General features: G+C 38.8%; 22 protein-coding genes and 2 riboswitches. Of the genes, 5 read left to right on the forward strand and 17 right to left on the reverse strand.

The window, feature by feature from the left end; all coding sequences use genetic code 11:
• Positions 1-75 precede the first annotated feature (75 nt).
• From V2145_RS13250 to V2145_RS13285, 8 genes are all read right to left on the reverse strand, one after another.
• A complete protein-coding gene (locus V2145_RS13250; RefSeq protein ID WP_094911627.1) occupies positions 76-1,095 on the reverse strand; it encodes an ABC transporter permease in 1,020 nt (339 codons plus the stop codon).
• Positions 1,092-2,597 carry a sugar ABC transporter ATP-binding protein gene (locus V2145_RS13255; RefSeq protein ID WP_311858762.1) on the reverse strand — a complete coding sequence of 502 codons (1,506 nt, stop codon included), beginning with the start codon at positions 2,595-2,597 and terminating at the stop codon, positions 1,092-1,094. Before V2145_RS13255 ends, V2145_RS13250 begins: the two co-directional genes overlap by 4 nt.
• 12 nt (positions 2,598-2,609) lie before the next feature.
• Complete coding sequence (locus V2145_RS13260) at positions 2,610-3,680, reverse strand: sugar ABC transporter substrate-binding protein (protein WP_131886995.1); 1,071 nt, start codon at positions 3,678-3,680, stop codon at positions 2,610-2,612.
• Positions 3,681-3,866: 186 nt separating this feature from the next.
• Positions 3,867-4,382 carry a 1,2-dihydroxy-3-keto-5-methylthiopentene dioxygenase gene (locus V2145_RS13265; protein WP_094911630.1) on the reverse strand — a complete coding sequence of 172 codons (516 nt, stop codon included), beginning with the start codon at positions 4,380-4,382 and terminating at the stop codon, positions 3,867-3,869.
• 13 nt (positions 4,383-4,395) lie between these two features.
• Complete coding sequence (locus tag V2145_RS13270; RefSeq protein WP_094911631.1) at positions 4,396-5,034, reverse strand: methylthioribulose 1-phosphate dehydratase; 639 nt, start codon at positions 5,032-5,034, stop codon at positions 4,396-4,398.
• Positions 5,031-5,684: a 2-hydroxy-3-keto-5-methylthiopentenyl-1-phosphate phosphatase gene (locus V2145_RS13275; RefSeq protein WP_311858766.1), complete on the reverse strand. Its 654-nt coding sequence runs from the start codon at positions 5,682-5,684 to the stop codon at positions 5,031-5,033. Before V2145_RS13275 ends, V2145_RS13270 begins: the two co-directional genes overlap by 4 nt.
• Positions 5,685-5,689: 5 nt before the next feature.
• On the reverse strand, positions 5,690-6,928 hold the full coding sequence (mtnW, locus tag V2145_RS13280; protein WP_094911741.1) for a 2,3-diketo-5-methylthiopentyl-1-phosphate enolase: 1,239 nt from the start codon (positions 6,926-6,928) through the stop codon (positions 5,690-5,692).
• Positions 6,929-7,016: 88 nt separating this feature from the next.
• A riboswitch (SAM riboswitch) is annotated at positions 7,017-7,124 on the reverse strand.
• A 96-nt stretch (positions 7,125-7,220) separates the two neighbouring features.
• A complete protein-coding gene (locus V2145_RS13285; RefSeq protein WP_311858768.1) occupies positions 7,221-8,417 on the reverse strand; it encodes a pyridoxal phosphate-dependent aminotransferase in 1,197 nt (398 codons plus the stop codon).
• Between the two features lie 107 nt (positions 8,418-8,524).
• Between V2145_RS13285 and V2145_RS13290 the strand changes: the two genes are divergently transcribed.
• From V2145_RS13290 to V2145_RS13305, 4 genes are all read left to right on the forward strand, one after another.
• Positions 8,525-9,307, forward strand: a complete 783-nt coding sequence (locus tag V2145_RS13290) for a carbon-nitrogen family hydrolase (protein ID WP_311858769.1) — start codon at positions 8,525-8,527, stop codon at positions 9,305-9,307.
• Between the two features lie 92 nt (positions 9,308-9,399).
• A riboswitch (SAM riboswitch) is annotated at positions 9,400-9,568 on the forward strand.
• A 100-nt stretch (positions 9,569-9,668) separates the two neighbouring features.
• A complete protein-coding gene (gene mtnK, locus V2145_RS13295) occupies positions 9,669-10,841 on the forward strand; it encodes an S-methyl-5-thioribose kinase (RefSeq protein ID WP_094911635.1) in 1,173 nt (390 codons plus the stop codon).
• Positions 10,842-10,853: 12 nt separating this feature from the next.
• Positions 10,854-11,900 carry an S-methyl-5-thioribose-1-phosphate isomerase gene (gene mtnA, locus V2145_RS13300; RefSeq protein ID WP_094911636.1) on the forward strand — a complete coding sequence of 349 codons (1,047 nt, stop codon included), beginning with the start codon at positions 10,854-10,856 and terminating at the stop codon, positions 11,898-11,900.
• 132 nt (positions 11,901-12,032) lie between these two features.
• On the forward strand, positions 12,033-12,224 hold the full coding sequence (locus V2145_RS13305) for a hypothetical protein (protein WP_094911637.1): 192 nt from the start codon (positions 12,033-12,035) through the stop codon (positions 12,222-12,224).
• 6 nt (positions 12,225-12,230) lie between these two features.
• On the opposite strand, the gene V2145_RS13310 is transcribed toward V2145_RS13305, so the two are convergent.
• The 4 genes from V2145_RS13310 to V2145_RS13325 all read right to left on the reverse strand — a co-directional run bounded on the left by V2145_RS13310 (position 12,231) and on the right by V2145_RS13325 (position 17,539).
• Positions 12,231-12,743: a methylated-DNA--[protein]-cysteine S-methyltransferase gene (locus V2145_RS13310; RefSeq protein ID WP_094911638.1), complete on the reverse strand. Its 513-nt coding sequence runs from the start codon at positions 12,741-12,743 to the stop codon at positions 12,231-12,233.
• A gap of 13 nt (positions 12,744-12,756) precedes the next feature.
• Positions 12,757-14,916 (reverse strand): PAS domain-containing sensor histidine kinase, encoded by a 2,160-nt coding sequence (locus V2145_RS13315; protein ID WP_131887000.1) that lies wholly within the window; start codon positions 14,914-14,916, stop codon positions 12,757-12,759.
• A 244-nt stretch (positions 14,917-15,160) separates the two neighbouring features.
• A complete protein-coding gene (gene nadE / locus V2145_RS13320; RefSeq protein WP_311858775.1) occupies positions 15,161-15,988 on the reverse strand; it encodes an ammonia-dependent NAD(+) synthetase in 828 nt (275 codons plus the stop codon).
• A gap of 33 nt (positions 15,989-16,021) precedes the next feature.
• Positions 16,022-17,539: a nicotinate phosphoribosyltransferase gene (locus V2145_RS13325; protein ID WP_311859345.1), complete on the reverse strand. Its 1,518-nt coding sequence runs from the start codon at positions 17,537-17,539 to the stop codon at positions 16,022-16,024.
• 218 nt (positions 17,540-17,757) lie between these two features.
• Here V2145_RS13325 and V2145_RS13330 point away from each other — a divergent pair, with 218 nt between their 5' ends.
• The gene (locus V2145_RS13330; RefSeq protein ID WP_094911642.1) at positions 17,758-19,527 is read left to right on the forward strand and encodes a B12-binding domain-containing radical SAM protein; all 1,770 of its coding nucleotides are present in this window, start codon (positions 17,758-17,760) and stop codon (positions 19,525-19,527) included.
• 40 nt (positions 19,528-19,567) lie between these two features.
• Here V2145_RS13330 and V2145_RS13335 read toward each other — a convergent pair whose 3' ends face one another.
• The 5 genes from V2145_RS13335 to V2145_RS13355 form a co-directional block, all read right to left on the reverse strand.
• On the reverse strand, positions 19,568-19,741 hold the full coding sequence (locus V2145_RS13335) for a hypothetical protein (protein WP_179289237.1): 174 nt from the start codon (positions 19,739-19,741) through the stop codon (positions 19,568-19,570).
• Positions 19,738-19,899, reverse strand: coding sequence for a hypothetical protein (locus V2145_RS13340; RefSeq protein ID WP_094911643.1), 162 nt, complete (start codon positions 19,897-19,899; stop codon positions 19,738-19,740). The genes V2145_RS13335 and V2145_RS13340 overlap by 4 nt, the downstream gene beginning before the upstream one ends.
• 101 nt (positions 19,900-20,000) lie before the next feature.
• Entirely contained in the window at positions 20,001-21,410 is a 1,410-nt protein-coding gene (locus V2145_RS13345; protein WP_256993358.1) for a TrkH family potassium uptake protein, read from the reverse strand.
• Between the two features lie 204 nt (positions 21,411-21,614).
• Positions 21,615-22,703, reverse strand: a complete 1,089-nt coding sequence (locus V2145_RS13350) for a class III poly(R)-hydroxyalkanoic acid synthase subunit PhaC (protein ID WP_094911645.1) — start codon at positions 22,701-22,703, stop codon at positions 21,615-21,617.
• An 85-nt stretch (positions 22,704-22,788) separates the two neighbouring features.
• Entirely contained in the window at positions 22,789-23,532 is a 744-nt protein-coding gene (locus V2145_RS13355; RefSeq protein WP_094911646.1) for a 3-oxoacyl-ACP reductase, read from the reverse strand.
• Between the last annotated feature and the right edge of the window lie 68 nt (positions 23,533-23,600).

The raw sequence follows: 23,600 nt of genomic DNA on the forward strand, positions 1-23,600 counted from the left end.
TTCCCTTACTTTGCCCGATTTTAAACAAAAAAATTGCACGAAGATGACAAAGTCACCTCGTGCAATCTTGCGTAATTATTTCTTTGAACGGTAGTATGTAAGAGCTAAAGCAGCTGCAAGAACCGTCCCTTTAATAATGTCTTGTGTATAGTACGGAACATTTAACATCGTTAAACCATTTAAGAGGACGCCAATTAAAATAGACCCAAGCAGCGTGCCAATAATATTCGGTTTACCTGCCCCAAATACGGAGAAACCGATATATGCTGCAGCAACAGCATCCATTAGAAAAGGAGCCCCTGCATTCACTTCTCCCACCCCAATTCTTGCTGCTAAAACAACTCCCCCAATCCCTGCTAGTAAGCTCGATAACACATAAGCATACATACGGTAGCGATTGACTGGAATTCCTGAAAGCCTTGCTGCTTCCATATTTCCACCCGTTACATAAAAGAATCGTCCATATTTTGTATATGTAAAGAAAATATGGACAACGAGGACAGCTAGGAGCATAATAATCACTGGCACAGGAACTCCCAGAACATGCCCTTGTCCTAGTGCTAAAAAGGAAGGAATAAAGATTCCAGGTGCACGCTCCCCACCTTCTAAAGGCATATTCGTATAAATAGCCGATCCTTTCGTATAGGTTAACAAGATTCCCTGTACAATAAACATCATTGACAGCGTGGCTAAAATATCAGGAATTTTAACTTTCACCACAAAAAATGCATTCACAAGCCCCACAAGTAGGGAAGCTAAAATTGGAATTAACAATGCTACTAGCAACTCTTGCCGATGCAAGACAAGCATAGATGCTGATAGAATAGTTGCTAAACCAGCCGTCGAGCCAACCGATAAATCAAGGCCATTGACAGTCAATGAAATTGTCACACCTAATGCGATAAGCGTGACAATTGAAATTGAGCGTAAAATATCGCTGATGTTTCCTGGAGTTAAGAAATTGGGTGAAGCAATTGAAAAAAAGATGGTGACTAGTAAAATAGCTACTACTGTACCGTATTTTGTGACAAACTCCATCCACTGTCCTGTTTGTTTTTTTGTTTTTACTTGTTCATTCACTAACTCTGCACTCATACCGTTCCTCCAGACGCGTAATAAAATAATTGTTCATACGTTGCTTCGGCTTTCGATAGTTCTTTTACAATTGTCCCGTTATACATAACGTAGATTCGATCAGCTATGTTGAGTAATTCATCAAATTCACAAGTTGCGTATAAAATGCCTTTTTGTTGTTTGGTTAATTCATTCATTATGGAGAAAATTTCTTGTTTGGATCCGATATCAATGCCTTTTGTGGGCTCATCAAATATATACACGTCAGTCTCTTTTAAAAGCCATTTACCAATGGCTACTTTTTGCTGATTACCACCGCTTAGCGTTTTTACTTCTTGCATAACAGACGCGGCTTTAACTCCAATATTCGTGGCTACAGTCTGAGTGGCTTCTCTTTGTTTTCGCTTTTGTACAAACGTCCACTTCGTAAAATTTTTTAAGCTAGGAAGTGACAAGTTAAGCATAATGGGTTCATTTACTAAAATACCTTCTTTTCGTCTTTCTTCTGGTATGAGAGAAAGCTTATTTTTAATATAGTAGCGCGGAGAGCGATTTACTAAAAGTGGATGGTTGCGCATTGATAAATGTCCGGTTGTTTTGTTTTCCAGACCAAATAAGCTGCGACATAATTCTGTTTTCCCTGCACCGACAAGCCCTGCAATACCAACAACTTCTCCTTCTTTAACATGAAACGAAATACCTTGTAGTACACTTGGTAGAGACAATTGTTCTACACGAAGCAGTTCATCTCCAACTGCTACTTCTTCACGTACCGACTCTTGTGCTATTTGTTTTCCTAGCATAAATGTAATCATTTCTTGAATTGTTGATTGTCCAATTGCTTTTGTCACAATATGCTTTCCATCTTTTAGCACGGTGTACTTGTCGCACAAATCACTAACTTCTTGAAGACGATGGGAAATATAAATAATGCCCACCCCTTTTTGCTTTAAGTTATCCACAACTTCAAACAAGCGCTTTGTTTCATGTTGACTTAGCGGTGCTGTTGGTTCATCCAAGATAATATATTCTGCATCTTGTAAGATGGCACGAGCAAGTAATACTTGCTGCTTTTCTGCTAGCGTTAATTCCGATACATTTTTTTTAACGTTTAACGTTGAACCCAGCGTAGCAAGAGCACTTTTCGCTTCAGTCGCATGCTGCTTCCACTTAACGATTGCAGGGCTATCTTTACTTGTTTGACGGTCCAGCGCAATATTCTCCGCCACCGTTAGGGAGGGGACAAGTGCGACATCGACTTCTTGATGAACAATGGCAATCCCTAAATTTTTCGCATCTTTCGGAGAACGAAGCGTAACAGATTGACCATTTTTGTAAATGTTCCCACTATATTCGGAGTATGCTCCAGATAATATTTTCATTAACGTACTTTTCCCTGCACCGTTTGCTCCTAATAAAGCATGGATTTCGCCTTTTTTCACGGTAAAACCTACATCTTGAAGCGCTTGAAATGATTCAAATGACTTTGCGATATGCTTCATTTCTAATTGTTCAATCGTCATCTGTCTTCTCCTCTACTCTTTTTGATTCCAAGCTTCTACAAATTCACCCACTTGGTCCATGTTAATAGGCGCATCAGGTAAATCATCCTGAGTAATAAGCGTTGGGTTAAACGAGTAATACCTCGGTACGTCTTGGCCAGAAATTCTTTGCAGCACAAACTCCACTTGCTTTGTACCAATGGCTGCTGGATTTACCGCTGCTGATGCTTTCCATGGGCTATTTTCCTCTTGCATCATTTGTAAGTCTTCATCCGATAAATCAACGCCATAAACTTTAATTTCATCTCGGCCTGCTTCTTTAATTGCACGAGTAGCTCCTTTGGCGAATTCGTCCCATGGTGCCCACACGGCTGTAATATCACCTTTATTTGGATACTTTTTCAAGATTGCCGCCATTTTTGTTTGCGTATCTAGCGATGTATTTGATGTAGCGTTTCCAAATCGCGCAACTTCTTTTACGTCGGGATAGCGTTCTAGCATAGCTTCATAAATGGTATTTCGCTTTTCCATTGGTGCAAAACCACCAACGAAAATGTACACAATCTTTCCTTCGCCATTAATATCCTGCATCATTTGCTTTAAGCCTTGAAGTGCCAACATGTAGTCATCTTGGTCGATGGTTGTCACACCATCGACATCTAGCTCAACATCAAATGCAACAACAGGAATTCCTTTTGCAACCGCACGCTTTACACCAGGTTCTAGCGTTTCAGAGCGCCCGTGCTTAATAATAATCCCGTCCACATTTTGATTGATTGCTGTATCTAAATAAGCTGCCATCTTTGACTGATCATTGTTGGCATCTGAAACCGTAAGCTGAATACCTTGTTCTTTAGCAGCTGCTGTCGCACCGCTAATATACTGAGCTGCGTGTGTGCCCGTTGTAAACTCCGCAATAAGCGCGACTTTTGTATCTTTACTCACATTTTTAGCTGTAAAATTTGCCTCTGTGCTTTTTTGTTCTTTGACTTGTGGCTTACTTGTCGCGTTTATATCAGGCTGTTCGTTCGTACATCCAACCATGATGAACAGAACAAATAGTAAGAAAATAAATGGACTATACCATTTCTTTGCACGTTTCATCTTCTTCCTCCATCCCTTACTAATCTCATAAAAATAGTAAGAATTATTCCTAGCGCAATGAAGAGCCAGCGCTCACTTAAAGCTTTTTATTGCTTAAGAAAATGCCGCTTCATCAAGAAGAGAAGCGGCATCTTTTGCGTTACCTACGCACACATCCTGCTATTTTTCCTTGTCTACAACTTCAATTTATTCGTAGATTGGCACCCAGCCTTCTGTTGTAACAAAAATACGAACTGCTACTACTTTGCGATCTTCCATTAATGTAAAGTAATGGCGCACGTTCTCCGGAACAGAAATTAAGTCCCCTGGCTCTAATTCAACATCAAAGAATGAACCGTCTTTTCCTTGGATAACGAAAATGCCATGTCCACTAACAATAAAACGAACTTCATCGTCTGTGTGATGGTGTTCACGCTGGAAGTTCTTTAATAGCTCTTCTAAGTTAGGCGTGGTATCCGACAGCGAAATCACATCTTGTGCTTGATAGCCTCGTCTTGAAGAAATATCCTTAATCTCTGCATCAAACGAAGCTAAGATTTCTTCTTTTTCTTCGTCTGTTAAACTAAATTTTTCACGTAAGTTTTCAGGTAGCTTTGTAATATCCCAATTTTCATAAATGACTTCATTGCTAGCTAAAAAGCTTGCTACCTCTTCTTGATTTTCAATACGTGCGTCTGTTTCATGTAAACGAATGTTTGCCATATGTAACTCCCCCTTAAGTAAGTGTTGGTTGGTTATATTTCTTTAGTGAAAGAATTTTCACGTGATAACTAAATAAAAACTCGTATGCTTCTAGCGCTTTTTTCGCTTCAAATGCATTTTTTCCCCATACGGTAATACCGTGGTTGCGAATTAAAACAGCTCCTTGATCAGCCGTTACATATTCAGCAAAGACTTCAGCTAACGTCGGAATGTCTGCATAATTCGGAATAATCGGAACAGTAATCTCTGCATCTTCTTCCCAAATACCAAGTGCTTTAATAATTTCCTGTCCCTTGAACGTTACTTTCCCTTCGTCACCATATAGTTCAGAAATAACGTTGTTATCAATTGTGTGTACATGCAGGCTACATCCAGCGTTTGTATGGTTATAAACTTTAACATGTAAAAGCGTCTCAGCGGAAGGTTTTAGATGCGTTTCTTCCGCTGCGTTTCCACGGCTGTCTACAAGTAAAAAGTCTTCACTTGTACGCTTTCGCTTATCTTTTCCACTCGCTGATACGAAGAAAGTTGTTGGCTCGTCACTGACCTTAATTGATAAGTTCCCACTCGTTCCAAAAAACCAATCTCGTTCTGCAAGTTCCTCTTTTACATCTCCAATTTCTTGCAAGCGCTGCTGTGCTAAAATACTCATACTTCCACCTCCGATAATTCGTTAATATGCTCAATGACATCGTGAAATGTTTCAAACGGACGATGCGGTAAATTTAACTCTTTGCATTTATGAAGTAGAAAATCACGTGCCAATACACAATCAGCCATTTTTGCTGCCTGTAAATCTGTAATGGAATCTCCAATTACAATGATAAAATCTTCGTCTGTTGCCAAGCTTCGTATAATTGACGGCTTGCAGCAGCCACAGCCATTTTGGCAATGTTCATCACATGTATGAGGCCACGTAATTTGAATTGTTTGCCCTGAAAAATCTGAGCCGTTGCAGTAAAGCTTTTCTTGTTCTACTTTCCCTTCTAACATTGGCTCAACAAAAAAATCAATTCCTCCACTGACAATATAAAGCGGAATCTGCTTCTCTTTTGTATAACGAACAAACTCTTCAAACCCTGATCGAATCTCAGAACTTGATAAAATGTATGACACAATCTCTTCTTGTAAAGAAGTAGGTAGTAATGAAAACATCTTCCCTACTCCTTCTTGAACTGATACGCGCTCAGCTAACACATCGTCTTTAATGGTCTCCCATTCGCTGGGAGCAAATTGTTTCATAATGGCAATGATGTTATCGCTGTTTGTGATTGTACCGTCAAAGTCACAGAAAATCTTCATCTCAATTACCCCTTTACTTTCACTGTTCCCCATAAATCAAGTGCTTTTTGCAGCGCTTCATCATTTGTTTCTTCTAAAGTCTGACCAGCAAGCGCAGCGTCGACTGCTGCACGAAATGCTTTTCCTCCACCGATTGCTCCATCCGGATGACCGTGTACGCCTCCACCTGCATTAATAATGCTGTCTACACCAAAATCCGAGATAAGCTGAGGTACCATTCCTGGATGAATACCTGCTGATGGAACCGGGAATGTTTGCTTATACGTATATAGAGGTCTAGTTACCTCGTACGTAATTCCAGCTGTATCTTCAAAAGGCATAGCAACGCTGCCATACGGTGATGGGAATAATGAAAAATCTGCTCCAACCAGACGAAGTAGTTTTCCTAGTAAAAGAGAATTTGAGAATCCATGGAATTCAGATGGTGTTAATGCACCGCTTACTGCTGGGTGAGCCATGATTGGCAAATTAATTTCATCATCTTCCCGAAGAGCTTGGAGTACATCCAGTCCATATGCAAACACGTTAAATAATAGAGCATCAGCTCCTAACTGAGCTGCTTTTCTAGCTTTCTCTTTTAAATCAAATGTACGCCCCGTCAAATTTACAGCATATAGCGTACGATGACCCGTTTCTTTATATACTTCATCAAGCACTTTTTTTCCTTCTGTAATTCGCTGTTCGAACGGTGTCAGTTCATTGTCAAATAGAATTTCATCATCCTTTACAAGATCCACACCTCCAAGCGCTTGTGCACGAAGCTGCTCGGTTAAATAATCTATATCACGCCCAATTACACCTTTAAAAATGCTCATAACAAGAGGACGATCGTACACTTTTAACTTCTCTCGAATGCCTTCAATTCCGAAGCGTGGGCCAGGAAAAGCAGATAATGCTTCTCTAGAAAACTCCAAGTCTAATAATTTAACTTTTCCATCTAATGATAGTTTTCCGAAAACAGTAACTAAAATAGCAGGCAAATCATTTGTATAATTAGCAAGAGGATAGCCAATTTTCACAATCGCTTGCTTTGTCGTTTGCTCTAAATAGTTGTTTACGCGATCGCAATCTTCAAGTGGGGTAATTTCAACTACGCGTCCTTTATGCTTTCTAAGCTGCTCCTGCTCAAGCTGAGGTAGGTTTGTCCAAGAACCTACCGTTAAGCCTAGAGCAATGCCTTCTGCTTTTTTTTCAAAGTTTCCTTTTTCATCATGTAATAAATAACTTGCAACGATTTCACTCATTTGCTTCAAACTCCCTTGCTGTAAATTTCCCATCGTTACGAAATAAAAAAGCCTCTTCTTGTGAGAAAGAAGAGGCTTTTTTGCTCTCTTCTTATCTCTCAGCTACTGCTGCAAGATTTAGCACCGTGCTTAACGAAACGTTAAGTCGGTTGCCGGGCTTCACAGGGCTAGTCCCTCCACCTACTCTTAATAAGAAAATTGCTATTTATATTGTATAATCGATTTTCACACTGATCGTATTCTTCAAAAATATATGTTCATGAATCAACAACTTCTTACATATTAAGCCAACTCAAAAAGAATTGTCAACGTATTTTTTGAATAAATTTAACTTAGCAATTCGATCAACCGCTTCTTTCAACCGTTCTTCATCGGTTAATAAACCTACGCGCACATAGCCTTCTCCGTATTCGCCAAACCCAATTCCAGGAGCAACAACGACGTGAGCTTTTTCCAGTAACAAATCGGAAAATTCTTCTGATGTATAACCTTTTGGCACAGGCAACCATGCAAAAAATGATCCTGGTGGAGCTTCAACGTCCCATCCAATTTCACGCAGTCCATGAATAAGAATCTCACGACGAGATTCGTAGCGTTCTACTAATTCATCTACGCAGTTCTGTGAATCTAGCAAAGCCACCGTGGCTGCTTGCTGAATGCCGCTAAATACACTTACAAATAAGTGATCTTGTAAAAGGTTAATCGCTTCAATCACGCTTTCGTTTCCAACGGCAAAGCCGATTCGCCACCCTGCCATATTATACGTTTTTGATAGCGTATAAATTTCAATGCCAACTTCTTTGGCGCCTGGAGTTTGCATAAAACTAATGGGCTTTTCGCCATCAAATCCAATTGCACCATACGCAAAATCATGCACAATGCACGTATCATACTGACGAGCAAATTCAACTGTTTTTTCAAAAAACGGTGCCGTAGCTACTGCGCCGGTCGGGTTATTTGGATAGTTTAAAAACATTAGCTTGGCTTTTTGCTTCACTTCTTCGCTTATTTCCTCGTAAACTGGCAGAAAGCCATTCTCTTTTTTTAAAGGCATGACTTCCATTTTCGCTCGTGCTAGCTCCACTCCTGACCAATAATCTGGGTAGCCTGGGTCAGGCACTAAAACTGTATCTCCAGGATTAAGTAAGCACTGAGGAATTTCTACTAATCCGGCTTTTCCTCCAAACAAAATAGCTACTTCTTTTTCGGGATCCAGCTGAACACCATATTCTCTTTCGTAAAACGTTGCTGCCGCTTTTTTCAGAAAAGCTTGCCCCCGAAACGGTGAGTACTTGTGGTAGTTTGGGTTTTCACTCGCATCTTGAAGGGCCTTGACGATATGAGGAGGCGTTGGCTGATCTGGATTTCCTTGCCCTAAGTTAATCACGTCATGTCCTTCTTTTATCACCTTTGAAACTTTACTAACAAGGGATGCAAAAAATTGTTTTGGTAAACTTTTTAATAGTTCTGATTGTTCAAATTGCTTCATGTGAACACCTTCTCAAAAAATTCTTGAAATTCTAGTCACAAATAATATATTGTAATAGTCAACTTGTAAAGTCATTTTTATAAAATAAATCGGGATGGTGAAGCTTAATGAGTTTAAAGGTAGCCTGTTTACAGCTTAATCTTGCATTTGGAAATCCTAAAGAAAATTACGAGCATGCTGAAAAAAAAATGAAAGAAGCACTGCTTGAATCTCCAGATATTCTTATATTGCCAGAACTTTTTGATACATCTTATGATTTACAGAACCTCGACGCTATCGCGGACTCTGAAGGAAAGCAAGCGACTAGCTTTTTCTCCGCTTTCGCAAAAACGCACAGCATAAATATCATTGCTGGATCAGTTGCTAAAAAAACAAAAGATGGTGTTACGAATACAATGTATGTCTTTAATCGTGAAGGTGAGGAGGTCGCTCAATATAACAAACTACATTTATTCAAATTGATGAATGAGCACTTATTTTTACAACCAGGTGAAGATAAAAACATCTTTACCCTCGAAAACTCACTATGCGCAGGTGTTATTTGCTACGATATTCGCTTTCCAGAATGGATTCGCGTTCATACAAGCGCAGGTGCAGAACTCCTTTTTGTCGTTGCCCAATGGCCAAAACCAAGACTTGCTCATTGGAAAGCGCTTCTAGTGAGCAGAGCCATTGAAAACCAATGCTACGTGGTTGCTTGCAACCGCTCTGGAGATGACCCCGCTAACACGTTTGCTGGTCACTCGTTAATCATTGACCCTTGGGGAGAAATTATTGCAGAAGCAGGCGAGAGCGAAGAAATACTAACAGCAGCTATTGACTTATCAACCGTAAAAACAATCCGAGAACAAATTCCGGTCTTTACAGATCGTCGTACAGAATTTTATTAAATCTCGCTGTTGACATCCAAAAATTCACATGATAAGATGTTCTCCAGAAGTTACTAATAAGTCAAATAAATCAAAATTAAATAATATCTTTACTCTTATCAAGAGTTGGCTGAGGGATTTGGCCCTATGACGCCCAGCAACCGACCGTAATACCATTGTAAAATGGAGCGCAGCTTTTTTAGCGCTATAAAACAATTCGTTGTTTTATGAAGGCACGGTGCTAATTCCAACAGAAAGAGAAATTTTTCTGGCAGATAAGAGGTTTGAATGATCATCAAGCCTCTTTCACTCACCGAAAGAGGCTTTTATATGTTTTAAAAGCCTCCGGTTATACTTTTATTTTTTATGGAGGTAGATAAAAATGACAATAACAACTTATACATATGAGCCACTAAATGAAATGACAGCAATTAAACTTGTAAAACAACTGAAGTTATTTTCCGAAAGCGAAGCTCTTACGGCTCGTGAAATTGGTGACGGCAATTTAAATCTCGTTTTTTATATTGTAAACGACCAAACCAATAAGTCTGTCATTGTAAAACAAGCTCTTCCTTATGCGAAAGTTGTAGGAGAAAGCTGGCCTTTATCACTCAAGCGCGCAACGATTGAAAGCAATGCGCTCAAACAGTTTGGGAGCTTAACACCCGAACTCGTTCCAGAGGTTTACTACCATGATGAAACGTTAGCTGTCACGGTTATGGAAGACCTGTCTCACCTTACAATTTCTCGTACAGGATTAATCCAAGGAGAAGCCTATCCACTTCTTTCAGAACATGTCGGTAAGTTTTTGGCTCATATCGCGTTTAAGACGTCTGATTTTGCAATTAAGCCTCAGGAGAAAAAAGAGCTGGTTGCTCAATATATCAATCCCGATTTATGCAATATTACCGAAGACTTAGTGTTTACAGATCCGTTTTTTGATTATGATACAAATGAATTTGAAGAAACGCTTAGAAGCGAGGTAGAAGACTTATGGGCAGATGAAGAAACCAAGCTTGAAGTCGCTAAGCTTAAACAAAAGTTTTTAACAAGTAGCCAAACGCTTGTGCACGGCGATTTGCACACAGGTAGCATTTTTGCCAGTGAATACGAAACAAAAGTAATTGACCCTGAGTTTGCATTCTATGGCCCATTTGGCTTTGACTTAGGACAATTTGTGGCCAACTTGCTGCTTAATGCTTTGTCTCGTCCTTCACAAAATCGCAGTCTACTTTTTGATCATATCGCTAAAACGTGGGATGTTTTCCAAACAACATGGCAAAGACTTTGGGCTGAATCTGAGGTGGAACCATTCACTAAAAATCCAAACTATTCCGACTATATTTTACAACAAACCTGGACGGATGCGGTTGGCTACGCAGGATGCGAGTTAATTCGACGTACAATTGGATTAGCACACGTAGCGGATATCGATTCATTGCCTGACGACAATCGCTTAAATGTTCAAAAAGCAGCTATCCGCTTAGGACGCTATTTATTGACTCATCAAACAGAAATTAGTGCACATGATTTTGAGAATTTGATTGAAGAATGAAAGGAGCACAACATGACACACACTCTTACACTCCCTCGTTCAGTTGAATGGAAGGAAACGTTTATTTCACTGCTTGACCAGCAGCTATTACCAAACACAGTTGAATATATCGAGCTTCATACCCTACAGGATGTATGGGATGCTATCGTTACGCTAAAAGTACGAGGTGCACCTGCAATTGGCATTACTGCAGCGTTCGGCCTAGCACTTTCGGTCCAAAAATATGAGGTACAGACGATTGAAGAGTTTAAAAACAACCTGCAGGCCGATAAGGAGTTTTTGGCGAGCTCTCGTCCAACAGCCGTCAACTTATTTTGGGCGTTAGACCGCGTAGTAAACAGCATCAATAAAGCGATTTCTGTAAATGAAGCTAAAACACTTGTTATCCATGAAGCGATTCAAATTCAAGCGGAAGATGAAGCTACCTGCTACCGCATAGGTGATTATGCATTATCACTGTTTGATAAAAACAATCGTATTATGACAATTTGTAATGCTGGGTCGATTGCCACAGCGTATTATGGAACTGCTTTGGCACCTTTTCATATTTCAAAAGAACGTGATATTCCACTGAAAGTATTTGCGTGCGAAACACGCCCTGTTCTCCAAGGGTCACGTTTAACGGCATGGGAACTTCAAAAATCAGGCGTAGACGTGACGCTTATCACAGACAGCATGGCTGCACATACCATTAAAACAAAAGGTATTAATGCTATTATTGTCGGAGCTGATCGTATTGCAGCTAACGGTGACACTGCTAATAAAATCGGGACATATGGGCTTGCGCTATTAGCAAAAGCATTTAATATTCCTTTTTATGTAGCAGCTCCAAAATCGACGTTTGATTTATCAATCGCATCAGGAGCTGAAATTCCAATTGAAGAACGCTCGGCAAAAGAAATCACGCATATTGGTGATGTACAAGTGGCTCCAGACAATATTTCTGTTTACAACCCGGCATTTGACGTTACCCCAAGTGAATTAATTACGGCCATCATTACAGAACATGGCATTATTCATTCACCTTCTGCCGATACAATCAAACTTGTATTAAATTAAAAAGAGAGAATCTCAACTTATGATGAGATTCTCTCTTTTTGTAACATAAATGTAACAGTAATTTATCATCTACCTACATATATTATAGTTAGTTTTATCATGTTAAGCGAAATCTGTATGGGAGGGGTAGCTATGACCAAACAAGAACATCCTGACTCAACCTGTAAAAAGCGAAAGCAGCGCGCACGAAAGGAACAATTTCAGCTTTTAGATGTTACAAATCAAACCATTCAGCAAGATCATCAAGACGAAACGTTCACGTCCGTAGATGGTGTATTTGTACAAGGGGAAGGATGGAAGCTAGAGAATGATGATGAAACCTAGCTAGTGCTACGCTAACACAACCTTTCCATTTGCTACTTGTATTCCTTCTAACATTAAAAGTTTCTCTTTTAAATGCACCTGTGTCCCTGCATAACCAGTTAAATCTTTTGAAACGCCAATAACACGATGACAAGGTAAAAAGATAGGTAGGCGATTTCTACGATTCGCTTGTCCTACCGCACGAACAGCTTTTGGCTGTCCAATCATGCTTGCTAACTGTTTATAAGAAATAACTTCTCCATATGATATGTCTTTAAGTGCAGTCCATACCTTTTGCTGAAATTCCGTTCCTACTATTTCTAACGGAAGATCGAATCTTTGCCGCGCTTGAACTACATACTCATGTAGCTGCTTTGTCGCTTCTTTAATATATTCATGGTCTTCTAATAAAGTGACCGTTCCCTTTGTTTGTAACATCAACTCATCAAAAGAAAAGAATAAACCGGAAATCCCTTTATCAGAACATGTGACGTACACATGTTCATTGTCAAACAACGGAATGCTTCCATAATACTTCATCGTTTTCTCCTCTCTATTGTACTTGGGAAACGGGTAACATCACGTGAAATGTTGTACCTATCCCCAACTCACTTTCTACTTCAATATATCCTTTATGTTCTTCTACTATCTTATAAGACACCATTAGTCCCAGTCCAGTTCCTTTTTCTTTTGTGGTATAAAACGGTTCTCCTAGCTTACGAATTCGCTCTGCAGGCATGCCTTCTCCTTCATCTCGAATCGATACTCTCATATAGCGATTGCTATGATGCTTGACTTCTATAGAGATTACTCCTCCGCCTTTCATTACTTCAATTGCATTTTTAATTACATTAATAAAAACTTGTTTTAGCTGATGAGGCTCACAATAAACCTTTGACAATGATGGATCAAAGTCTGTTTCAAATTGAACATTTTCAAGTAAAGCTTGAGCGTTTAACAAATCAATCGTCTCTTGTACGATAACGGCTAGTGATTTCTCTTCAAATTTAATTGCCTGTGGCTTAGCCAATACTAAAAACTCTGTAATAATTGATTCAATCCTCTGCAGCTCAGACGTAATAATATCAAAATAAAGCGAATGATCTTCTTTCATGCTATCTTCAAGCAGCTGAATGAACCCTTTTAATGCGGTCATTGGATTTCTTATTTCATGCGCAATACCAGCTGCCAGCTGTCCTACCACTTGAAGCGTATCAGATTTTCGAATTTGCTCCTCCATCTGCTTCTTCTCCGTTACATCGCGAATAATGGTCATGTATAAGCCTGGTAAGATACCTTTTTTCGTTGAAAACTCGATTTGTTTTACTTTACCGTTAGCTGTCTTATACTGAATATCTCCTTCTCCTTCTCCTTTTATCTCAATCATAGCCTTATGCTCAATAACTAAATCAAAATTAGAGGATGATAAAAACATTTCCATCGTTTGCGAACAAATCTCTTCCTTCGTTTTTTCTAAAATTTCACAAGCAGGTTCATTAACATCAATGATTTTCTGTTCGCCATCCCATAAGATTAAGCCATCCATTGAACCATCAAAAATTTTTCGGAATTTCTGTTCGTTATTTCGAAGCTCTTGTTCCATTTTAGTTCGCTCGCTGATATTGCGAAAAATGGTCAAATTATAGCCTTCAATAATACCTTTCTTTCCTGTGAACTCAAGCTCTTTTTCTTCCCCGTTTGGCATATAAAAAGTAAGTTCTTCACGAATCTCTTCCTGCTCAATAAATTGATAATATAGCTTCCATACATGACGATCTTTCTTATTAATAAACGTTTGAAGATTTGTGCCGATTAGCTGTTCTAACGGTAGCTCAAATGTTCTGGAAGAAGCGGCGTTGGCATTTACAATTACCCCGTCATGACGCCAAATTAAAATAGCCTCAATTGCATCTTCAAAAATGGCTCGAAAGTTTTTCTCACTTCGCAACAATTGCTGCTCCATTCTTCTTTTCTCCGTTACGTCACGCATAATGGACATATAGTAACGGCTATAAATATTTGCGGTTGTCGTGAATTCAAAAAAAGTTACGTCTCCATTTTCAAGTTTAATTGGAAGTTCTCCGCTCGCTTTGCCCTGTTGCTGAAGAAGACGCCATAACTTTTTTAGCTTATAGTGATAGGCTGGCTCAACTAATTCTGTTAACGTTTTTGTTAATAAGTATTCTTTTGAAAAATTCAGCCGGTCACAAAAAGATGGATTGACGTCAATCAGCTGTCCTGCTCGATCGAAAATAACAATTCCATCAACCGCTTCGTTGAATACATCCATAAACATATGCTGACTCAAAAAGCGCTCGTTCTCCACCATTTTTTGTGCTGTAATGTCACGAAAAGTACAAATCGTACTACCAGAAGCTTCGCTTCGCTGTTCACACGTAAACTCTACATATTTTACGATGCCATTTTGCAAACTCATCGTACCTTCATAAGTAAACTTCTGATTTTCTACGAGCGTTGGGTAATAATCATTAATAACGTCATACGGAAACAACATAAGAAAGTCTTTCAATTGACATGCAATCAGTTCATCATAATTCTTTTCAAATAACTGACTGGCTGCTTTATTGACATGCTGAACATAAAAACTCTCGTCAAATACAATAATTGCATCTGAAACTGTATTAAAAATGGCACGCAACTGTTTTACTTCTTCTTGTTGGTCTTGTATCGGTAGCTGCCGATGTGGAGCCATGCCACATCCTCCTTTCTAAACTCTTTCTTCCTATCAAAGAACAAATCTATTTCGACAAATTCCTGCTTTCTTTCACCATTTAACGATTCCTAGGTAGATATGTGCATAGTCATTGATAGGCACATTAGTCACTAATACACTATTATTCTACAAATTTCTTTTTTCACCTTTAAAAAATAAATGAAAATCTTCCTAAAAAAGTCCGCTATGCGTATACCTGTACACATAGCGGACTTTTAAATACTTATTTCCAAAAGTCATCGAATACGGAAATTGGCAGGCTGCGTTTATGAGCCGTTTTAAAGAAATGATTCTCAATTTTCATACTTGCTTCTTCTCCAACTTCTTTACCTTCTAAATAATCATCTATTTGATTATATGTAACTCCTAATGCTTCTTCATCTGGCAGCTGCGGGCGATTTTCTTCTAAATCAGCTGTCGGCTGCTTTAAATATAAATGCTCAGGACAGCCTAATTCTTTTAACAGCTGTTTGCCTTGGCGCTTATTAAGACGGAAAATCGGCACTAAATCTGCCCCACCATCTCCAAATTTCGTAAAGAACCCAGTCACTGCCTCTGCAGAATGGTCGGTACCAAGTACAACTCCTTGATGCATGCCAGCAATCGTATACTGTGCAATCATACGTTCACGTGCTTTTACGTTCCCTTTATTAAAGTCAGAAACAGCTTCACCTGTTGCTTCTTCGACTGCTGTAATCATTGCATCCACAGCAGGCTTAATATTAACAGCAACCGAATGACTTGGTTGAATAAAAGCTAGCGCGTCTTGACAGTCTTGCTCATCCGCTTGTACACCGTACGGTAGACGCACCGCAATAAATTGATAAGTATCTTTCCCCGATTCTTTATTTAATTCTTCTACAGCCATTTGGGCAAGCTTACCTGTTAACGTGGAATCTTGTCCTCCTGAAATGCCTAGCACAAATGAACGTAAAAAAGAGTGTTTCTTCATATACTGCTTTAAAAAATCGACGCTTCTACGAATCTCTTCCTTTGGGTCGATAGCTGACTTTACTTTCATCTCATCAATGATGTATTGTTGCTTCGTCATATGGTCCTCTCCCTATCTTTAATTGTCTAATTGTTATACATGAGTTAATAGCTGAGACGCTCTAGAACGCGCTTCATTGATTTTATCCATCTTGTTGTTCCAACAATTTGTGCTAAGATCTACAGGATATTCAGTTGGTCGCAGCACTTCTTCATTGGATTTGGCAATCATTTTATAATCATCCCATAAATGATTAAGGTTTTGTAAGCAATACGCTCTCATCTCTTCCACTGACGGCTGTTTATATACTAGTTTCCCTGATTTAAAGATTTGCTGATGAATGTTACGCGCATGAAAATCTGTAACAAACTTGCTTACATGAGTATAAACAGGGTGAAACATTTTTAAGTGATGCTCATCATTTGGCTGCTCATTCTGCATGGCGATATAATCGCCTTCCCATTTCCCATTTACTTGATTAACAATACGATATACGTCCTTTAATCCAGGCGTTGATACCTTTTCAGGATTATCTGACAGCTTAATGGTATCGACAAGCTCCCCACTTTCGCCTTCAATTGATACAAGCTTATAAACTGCCCCAAGCGCAGGCTGGTCATATGAAGTAATTAGCTTTGTGCCAATACCCCAACCGTCAATTTTTGCTCCTTGCGCTTTTAAGTCCATGATGCTATGTTCATCTAAATCATTTGAAGCAAAGATACGCGCATTCGGAAAGCCTGCCTCATCTAGCATTCGTCGTGCTTCCTGAGATAAATACGGAAGCTTTCCACTATCTAAACGAATACCTACAAAATTAATGCGATCCCCCATCTCTTGAGCAACGCGAATTGCATTTGGAATTCCTGACTTGAGCGTATTGTACGTATCAACAAGGAAAATGCAGTTCTGATGAGATTCAGCATACTTTTTAAATGCAGTGTATTCATCACGGTACACTTGTACAAGCGCATGAGCATGAGTTCCAGAGATGGGAATGCCAAACACTTTTCCTGCTCGCACGTTGCTTGTTGCATCAAATCCTCCAATATAAGCTGCTCTCGCTCCATATAACGCTGCATCAAGCTCATGAGCTCTCCTTGCCCCAAATTCCATTAAGCGATTATCACTTTGCTCATACACCGCATCTTCTCCAGCTGCTAAGCGAATACGAGAAGCCTTAGTTGCAATTAACGGGTGAAAATTTAAAATGTTTAACAGTGGTGTTTCAATAAGCTGTGCTTCTCCTAACGGTGCATCCACTTGCAGAATAGGTTCATTCGCAAAAATCATTTCACCTTCTACGACGGATTTTACGTTACCCGTAAAACGAATTCCTTTTAAATAATCAATAAACTCATCTTCATAGTGCAACTCACTGGATAAATAGTCGAGATCACTTTCTGAAAATCGAAAATTCGCGATAAAGTCAATCATTCGTTCTAGTCCTGCAAAGACTGCGTAGCCATTATCAAAAGGCATTCGACGAAACGAAGCTTCAAATACAGACCTGCGTTTATGAATTCCATCTTTCCAATATGTATTGGCCATATTTAGCTCATACAAATCTGTATGTAAAGCTAAGCTATCGTCAGCATATCGCCTGCTCATCATTCGTACCCCCAACATTTTTTACAATTCCATTATATTTGTGTAAACCTCTTTACAATAGAGTAAGTATAATACATTCCCTCATTTAAATAAATAAACAGATACTAGAAAAGCTAATTTTCTAAAGAGGATTTCTTATCACTTTTATACTTTACCTGTTAAATGTGCTACAATAGTGAATTGGTTTAAGATTATGTTAAATAAAGGAGCCTTTTTACATGAACATTGTTGTCAGTACATTGAATGCCAAATACATTCACACATCTTTGGCCCTTCGATGTTTAAAAGCCTACGCAGAACCTGACTATCACGTTGAGATGGCTGAATATACGATTAAAGATCCAGCGATGAATATCGTAACGGATTTATATAAGCGCAATCCTGATATCATTGGATTCAGCTGCTATATTTGGAACATTGAAGAAACGATTACAGTCGCACAAATGTTAAAGAAAATTAACCCAAACCTAACAATCATTTTCGGTGGACCGGAAGTAACATATGATATTCCCTACTGGTTAGATCGCATCCCGGAAGCTGATTTCATTGTAATTGGTGAAGGAGAAGAAACGTTCAAGCAACTTTTAGATGAGCTTCATGGAAACCGTCAGTTTGAGAACGTAAGCGGCGTTGCGTTTAGACAAGATGGAAAACACGTAGTGAATCCCCAGCGCAACAAAATTGATCTTCGGGAAATGCCTTCACCTTTCCGCTTTGAAGAAGATCGTAGTTCTTTATCTAAGCGTGTTGTTTATATTGAAACAAGCCGTGGCTGTCCGTTTAGCTGTCAGTTCTGCTTATCTTCTATTGAAGTAGGCGTGCGCTACTTTGACCGTGAGAAAATCAAAGAAGACATTCGCTATCTAATGGATAACGGTGCTAAGACCATCAAATTTGTGGACCGCACGTTCAACATCAGCCGAAGCTATGCTATGGAAATGTTTCAGTTCTTAATTGATGAGCATAAACCTGGTACGGTGTTTCAATTTGAGATTACAGCGGACATCATGCGTCCAGAAGTTATTCAGTTTTTAAATGACCATGCACCAGCTGGACTGTTCCGCTTTGAAATTGGTGTTCAGTCAACAAACGATGCTGTAAACGAGCTTGTAAAGCGTAAGCAAAACTTCACAAAGCTTACTCGTACTGTGACCATGGTTAAAGATGGCGGTAAGATTGATCAGCACTTAGACTTAATTGCAGGCCTTCCTGATGAAGACTACCATTCGTTTAAAAATACATTTAATGACGTATTTGCTCTGCGTCCAGAAGAGCTTCAGCTCGGGTTCTTAAAGATGCTTCGCGGGACAGGTTTACGCCTTAGTGCACAGCGCTACAACTATCAGTTTATGGATCAGTCGCCATATGAAATCTTAAGTAATAACGTTCTGCCGTTTTCTGATGTTGTGCGTATTAAGCACGTTGAGGATATCTTAGAGAAATTCTGGAATGATCACCGTATGGATGAAACAATTGAGTTTCTTGTGGAGAATTGTTACGAAACGCCATTTGATTTCTTCCAAAACTTTGGTACATTTTGGGATGAGATGGGCTGGGCACGTATTGGACATCAACTTGAAGATTTATTTAAACGCTTAAAACAATATATTGAAACGGAAAACTTTGAGAATGAAGCAATCATTGAAGGCTTTATGAAGATTGACTATTTATTTAATCAAAAACATAAACCTCGTAAGCCTTGGTGGGATGATAAGTTAGATAAGCAAGTTCGCTCTCATTACTATCAGCAAATGCTTGCAAACCCGACCGTATTAGGCGATGATTTTGTTCATGAAAACCTAACGGAAAAGGAACTTTACAAGCATACCGTTCTTGAGCTTCTTCCATTTGACTACGCATACTACAAAAACACTGGAAAAGTTGTAGAAAAGCAGTCGTTAGTTTTGTTCTACTATGACCAAAAGGCAAACGAAACGAAGTTGTTTACCGCTCCCGTTGAAGCCTTTGATTTACCAGTAGTAAGCTAATTAAAAAAAGACCTCGATATGCATATCGAGGTCTTTTTTTTTAACAGTTCTTTTTTTGCTTTTTCTTATGTTTCTTTTCAGCTTTTGCAATTTCAGCCATCTCTAAGAGCTTAGCTGCGTTTGGATCACCCATTTCAGGTCCAAACTCCTCTTGTAAAAGCTGTGTTTGCTTTTCTTTGGAATGGGCAAGGTGTCTATGATCTTTTTTCGTCATTTGCTTTGTCCTTGCTTTCCATGCTTTGAATTACGATTTGCTGCTTTATATGTGTCTTCTTTGCCATATTCAGCTGAAAATTCTGTATCAGGTAAGCTTTCTTTTGGCGTTTGATTATTTTTTTGTGCTGGATTATGCGCTACTTTGCGTTTTGCCATTGTAATAACCTCCTCATAAGATTATAAGCATTTGCTCTATACTAGCTTGTGCAAGTGCATAGATCTTATGAGCAGTAAAACCTGTTAAAACGCACAATAAATTACCCAATAATAATGCGTTCTTTAGGATAATGATAATCCGGTTCTGTTTTTGGACGACGAAGCATTAGAATAAATACAAGCATTCCAATCCGACCGATAAACATTAGAATAATAATAAGTATTTTTCCTATATCTGATAAACCACTCGTAATTCCCATTGATAATCCCGTCGTTCCAAATGCTGAACATACTTCAAAAATAATTTCTGTTAAAGAAAATGGCTCTGTGATTGTTAAAGTGATAACAGAGATGGAACAGATAATAATAGCGAACATAGAAACAGCTACAGATTTAGTAATGTCATCTTCATGAATTTCTCGTCTAAAAATCTTAATTGTTTTACTTCCTCTTGCATAATAAAATAAAAATAAAATGTTTAGAGCAAACGTAGTCGTCCGAATCCCTCCACCAACGGAGCTTGGAGATGCTCCAATAAACATCATGGCACTCATAATTAGCAACGTCGGTAACGTAAATTCACTAACATCCATCGTGGCTACTCCACCACTTCTGGTTGCTGCTGATTGAAAGAAGGCATAGAAGAATGCTTCATGCCAAGACTTACCTTCCATAAATGCATTGTGTTCTAAAAGTAAAATTAACAAAGTGCCAACAGCTAATAACGCTAAGAACATAATAGACGTTAATTTGGCAAAAAGAGAAAATTGAAACTTACGCTTTTCTTTCCTTTTTAAGAAAAAGTGCTTTACTTCAATTAGAACCGGAAATCCAATTGCGCCTAGCGTAATTAAGAGTACCGTTACGACTTGAACAAAATAGTCGTTAGCATAAGGAACAAAAGACGCTCCTGTTATATCAAATCCAGCGTTTGTTGTTGCGCTTACAGATGCAAAAAAGCCATGTAAAAATGCTTCTTTCCAATCTAAATAATATTGATGAAAGTGAATCGTTAATACTAAGGCTCCAATTGCTTCAATGGCAAAAATAAGCAGTAGTACATTTCTCATTAAATTAACGAGTCCAGATAGCTTGGATTGATTATGGTCCATCATAATCAATTGACGTTCTTTCAAACCAATTTTCTTTCCGATTAAAAGCCAAATAAATGTACTCAGTGTCATAACACCAATTCCACCTATTTGAAAAATAAATGCTAAAACAAAATATCCAAATGTGCTAAACGTCTCGGCTGTTGAAACAGGTGTGAGGCCTGTTACGCTTACAGCGCTAACAGCAATAAATAAACGGTTAATTAAATCTAATTCCATTCCTGGCTTTAGTGCTGCTGGAATGCTTAAAAGTAAAAAACCAACCGTCACTGCCGTCAAATAAAAGCTGACAATAATTTGTGCTGAGGACATTTGCCTAATTCGGTGTTTCCAATTTCGACGCATGATAGACATTCCTTTTTTTATAATACATAATAGCTTTCCCTTATTTTTAAATATTTCTTCCTTATGTATGATTTTCTTTTTTATTAAAAGAAGAGATAGCTTTATTTAGTATAAAAGAACAAACGACCGTTGTCATTACCAAACGGAAATTTCAGTATATAAAGTTCTTTTTCTCACTAATAATAAAAGCTGCACGTGCAAGAAAACCACCACACGTACAGCCTTTATGTTAATTATATTTTGCTTATTAAAAAACGCTTATTTTGAACGCTTCTGTAGCCAATCACCGATTGTTGGGTATGTTTCTTTTACTGCTTTTGGGCCAAATACAACCGAAACGTGCCCTGTTTGAAGAAGCTTGTATTCTTTATCTTTGCTCGAAACAGCATCCATTAGCGCAGCCACTTGATGCGGCATTGCAATATGGTCTCGGCTTGCAGCGATATTAAGAATATTAGCCTTAATATTCTTTAGATCAACCTTTTGTCCACGAATTTCTAACTCGCCGTTAATGAGCTTATTTTGCTGATAAAAATCTCGAATCCATTGACGATATGCTTCGCCAGGAAATGGAATGCCATCTGCTACCCACTTTTGCATAAGCTTCCAGCTTTCAACAAAACGCTGGTTTTCTGAACGGTCAACTAGCGTTACGTAAGGACCGTAGAAATTCGTAATTGGTTTTAGCATTTTATTACCAAAATCAATCATTTCAGGTGGAATATTACCTAGCGTGTCAACAGCTTTATCTAAGTTAAAGTAGCGTTCATCTAGAAATGCGCCGTATAAACCAGTGTCTGAAAAATCAAACGGGCTTGTCATAAAGATCAAGTTTTTAATTGGTAATTCATCATGTAATGCTGCAAACGCTGCTGTCATCGTACCGCCCATACAATAACCTAACACAGATAAATTAGGTGCTTTTGAATGACGCAGCACTTTTTTTGCAGCGCGCGGAATGTAATCCATAATGTAGTCATCCAATTTCATGCCGCTATCTTCTACGCCAGGTGTACCCCAGTCTAACAGATACACATCAAAACCACGCTCTAGTAAATATTCCACTAGGCTATTGCCAGGTGTTAAGTCAAGAATATATGGCTTATTAATAAGAGCATATACAAGTAAAATTGGCGTTTTGTGCAATCTATCTTGAGTTGGAGTATAACGATACAGCTTCGCTTTATTCTTTTTCCAAATTACTTCCTTTGGCGTTAACCCTACTTCTGGCTCTGCTTCCGTTGTGACAATTTCATAAGCACGCTTAAAGCGTCGAGCTGAGCTTTTATATTCGCTAGGCATTGATTTGATTAACTTTTCCCATTCTTGGATATATGGAGTTGCCATGAAAACATCCACCTTTCTTTTTAATCATGAACGAAAAAGCACAGCCCCGACAAAACGTCAGGGCTACTTTTATATGAAATAACAATTACATGTATAAGCCACCGTTAATGTTTAGTTGTTGACCTGTAATATAAGCTCCGTCTTTAACTAAGTACACAACGCCACGTGCAATTTCGTTTACTTGACCAAAGCGGCGCTTTGGAATTTTCGCAACGATATTAGCACGTACTTCTTCTGGAATTGCCATTACCATTTCAGTCTCAATAAAGCCAGGGCAAATAGCGTTAACCGTTACGTTTGTTTTTGCTAACTCAAGTGCCAGCGACTTTGTAAAGCCTACCATACCAGCTTTTGCAGCTGCGTAGTTTGTTTGTCCAAATCCACCTGCTTGACCGATAATAGATGAAATGTTGATGATGCGGCCTGCTTCTGCTTCTACTAAGTCACCTAAAGCAGCAGAAGTTGTGTTATACACACTATGTAAATTAACATCGATTACTTTCTTCCAATCTTCTTCTCCAAGCTTTTTGAAAGAACGGTCGCGCGTAATACCAGCGTTATTTACTAAGATATCAAGCTGGCCAAACGCTGCTTTTGTTTCTTCAACAAGGTGTTTAGCTTGATCTGCATATGATACGTCTGCTTGAATAGCAATTGCTGAACCGCCATTTTCTCTAATTTCATTGACAATAGCTTCTGCAGATTCTTTACTACTGTTATAGTTTACAGCTACCTTAACACCTTGTGATGCTAATTCACGTGTAATAGCCGCTCCAATTCCTTTAGAGCCACCTGTTACGATTGCTACTTTACCTTGTAATTCTGTCATCAAAAATTCCCCCTGGTCTCATCAATTGTAATTGTTCTACATAAACAGTAGTATGATGTGTTTACTTG

The organism is Priestia sp. GS2 (genome assembly GCF_036409025.1).
GTDB lineage: Bacteria > Bacillota > Bacilli > Bacillales > Bacillaceae_H > Priestia > Priestia aryabhattai_A.

Bases quoted from the DNA above. Each gene is read 5' to 3' on its own strand.
- V2145_RS13250 (WP_094911627.1), bottom strand. From the start codon at position 1,095: ATGAGTGCAGAGTTAGTGAATGAACAAGTAAAAACAAAAAAACAAACA.
- V2145_RS13255 (WP_311858762.1), bottom strand. From the start codon at position 2,597: ATGACGATTGAACAATTAGAAATGAAGCATATCGCAAAGTCATTTGAA.
- V2145_RS13260 (WP_131886995.1), bottom strand. From the start codon at position 3,680: ATGAAACGTGCAAAGAAATGGTATAGTCCATTTATTTTCTTACTATTT.
- V2145_RS13265 (WP_094911630.1), bottom strand. From the start codon at position 4,382: ATGGCAAACATTCGTTTACATGAAACAGACGCACGTATTGAAAATCAA.
- V2145_RS13270 (WP_094911631.1), bottom strand. From the start codon at position 5,034: ATGAGTATTTTAGCACAGCAGCGCTTGCAAGAAATTGGAGATGTAAAA.
- V2145_RS13275 (WP_311858766.1), bottom strand. From the start codon at position 5,684: ATGAAGATTTTCTGTGACTTTGACGGTACAATCACAAACAGCGATAAC.
- mtnW (WP_094911741.1), bottom strand. From the start codon at position 6,928: ATGAGTGAAATCGTTGCAAGTTATTTATTACATGATGAAAAAGGAAAC.
- V2145_RS13285 (WP_311858768.1), bottom strand. From the start codon at position 8,417: ATGAAGCAATTTGAACAATCAGAACTATTAAAAAGTTTACCAAAACAA.
- V2145_RS13290 (WP_311858769.1), top strand. From the start codon at position 8,525: ATGAGTTTAAAGGTAGCCTGTTTACAGCTTAATCTTGCATTTGGAAAT.
- mtnK (WP_094911635.1), top strand. From the start codon at position 9,669: ATGACAATAACAACTTATACATATGAGCCACTAAATGAAATGACAGCA.
- mtnA (WP_094911636.1), top strand. From the start codon at position 10,854: ATGACACACACTCTTACACTCCCTCGTTCAGTTGAATGGAAGGAAACG.
- V2145_RS13305 (WP_094911637.1), top strand. From the start codon at position 12,033: ATGACCAAACAAGAACATCCTGACTCAACCTGTAAAAAGCGAAAGCAG.
- V2145_RS13310 (WP_094911638.1), bottom strand. From the start codon at position 12,743: ATGAAGTATTATGGAAGCATTCCGTTGTTTGACAATGAACATGTGTAC.
- V2145_RS13315 (WP_131887000.1), bottom strand. From the start codon at position 14,916: ATGGCTCCACATCGGCAGCTACCGATACAAGACCAACAAGAAGAAGTA.
- nadE (WP_311858775.1), bottom strand. From the start codon at position 15,988: ATGACGAAGCAACAATACATCATTGATGAGATGAAAGTAAAGTCAGCT.
- V2145_RS13325 (WP_311859345.1), bottom strand. From the start codon at position 17,539: ATGAGCAGGCGATATGCTGACGATAGCTTAGCTTTACATACAGATTTG.
- V2145_RS13330 (WP_094911642.1), top strand. From the start codon at position 17,758: ATGAACATTGTTGTCAGTACATTGAATGCCAAATACATTCACACATCT.
- V2145_RS13335 (WP_179289237.1), bottom strand. From the start codon at position 19,741: ATGACGAAAAAAGATCATAGACACCTTGCCCATTCCAAAGAAAAGCAA.
- V2145_RS13340 (WP_094911643.1), bottom strand. From the start codon at position 19,899: ATGGCAAAACGCAAAGTAGCGCATAATCCAGCACAAAAAAATAATCAA.
- V2145_RS13350 (WP_094911645.1), bottom strand. From the start codon at position 22,703: ATGGCAACTCCATATATCCAAGAATGGGAAAAGTTAATCAAATCAATG.
- V2145_RS13355 (WP_094911646.1), bottom strand. From the start codon at position 23,532: ATGACAGAATTACAAGGTAAAGTAGCAATCGTAACAGGTGGCTCTAAA.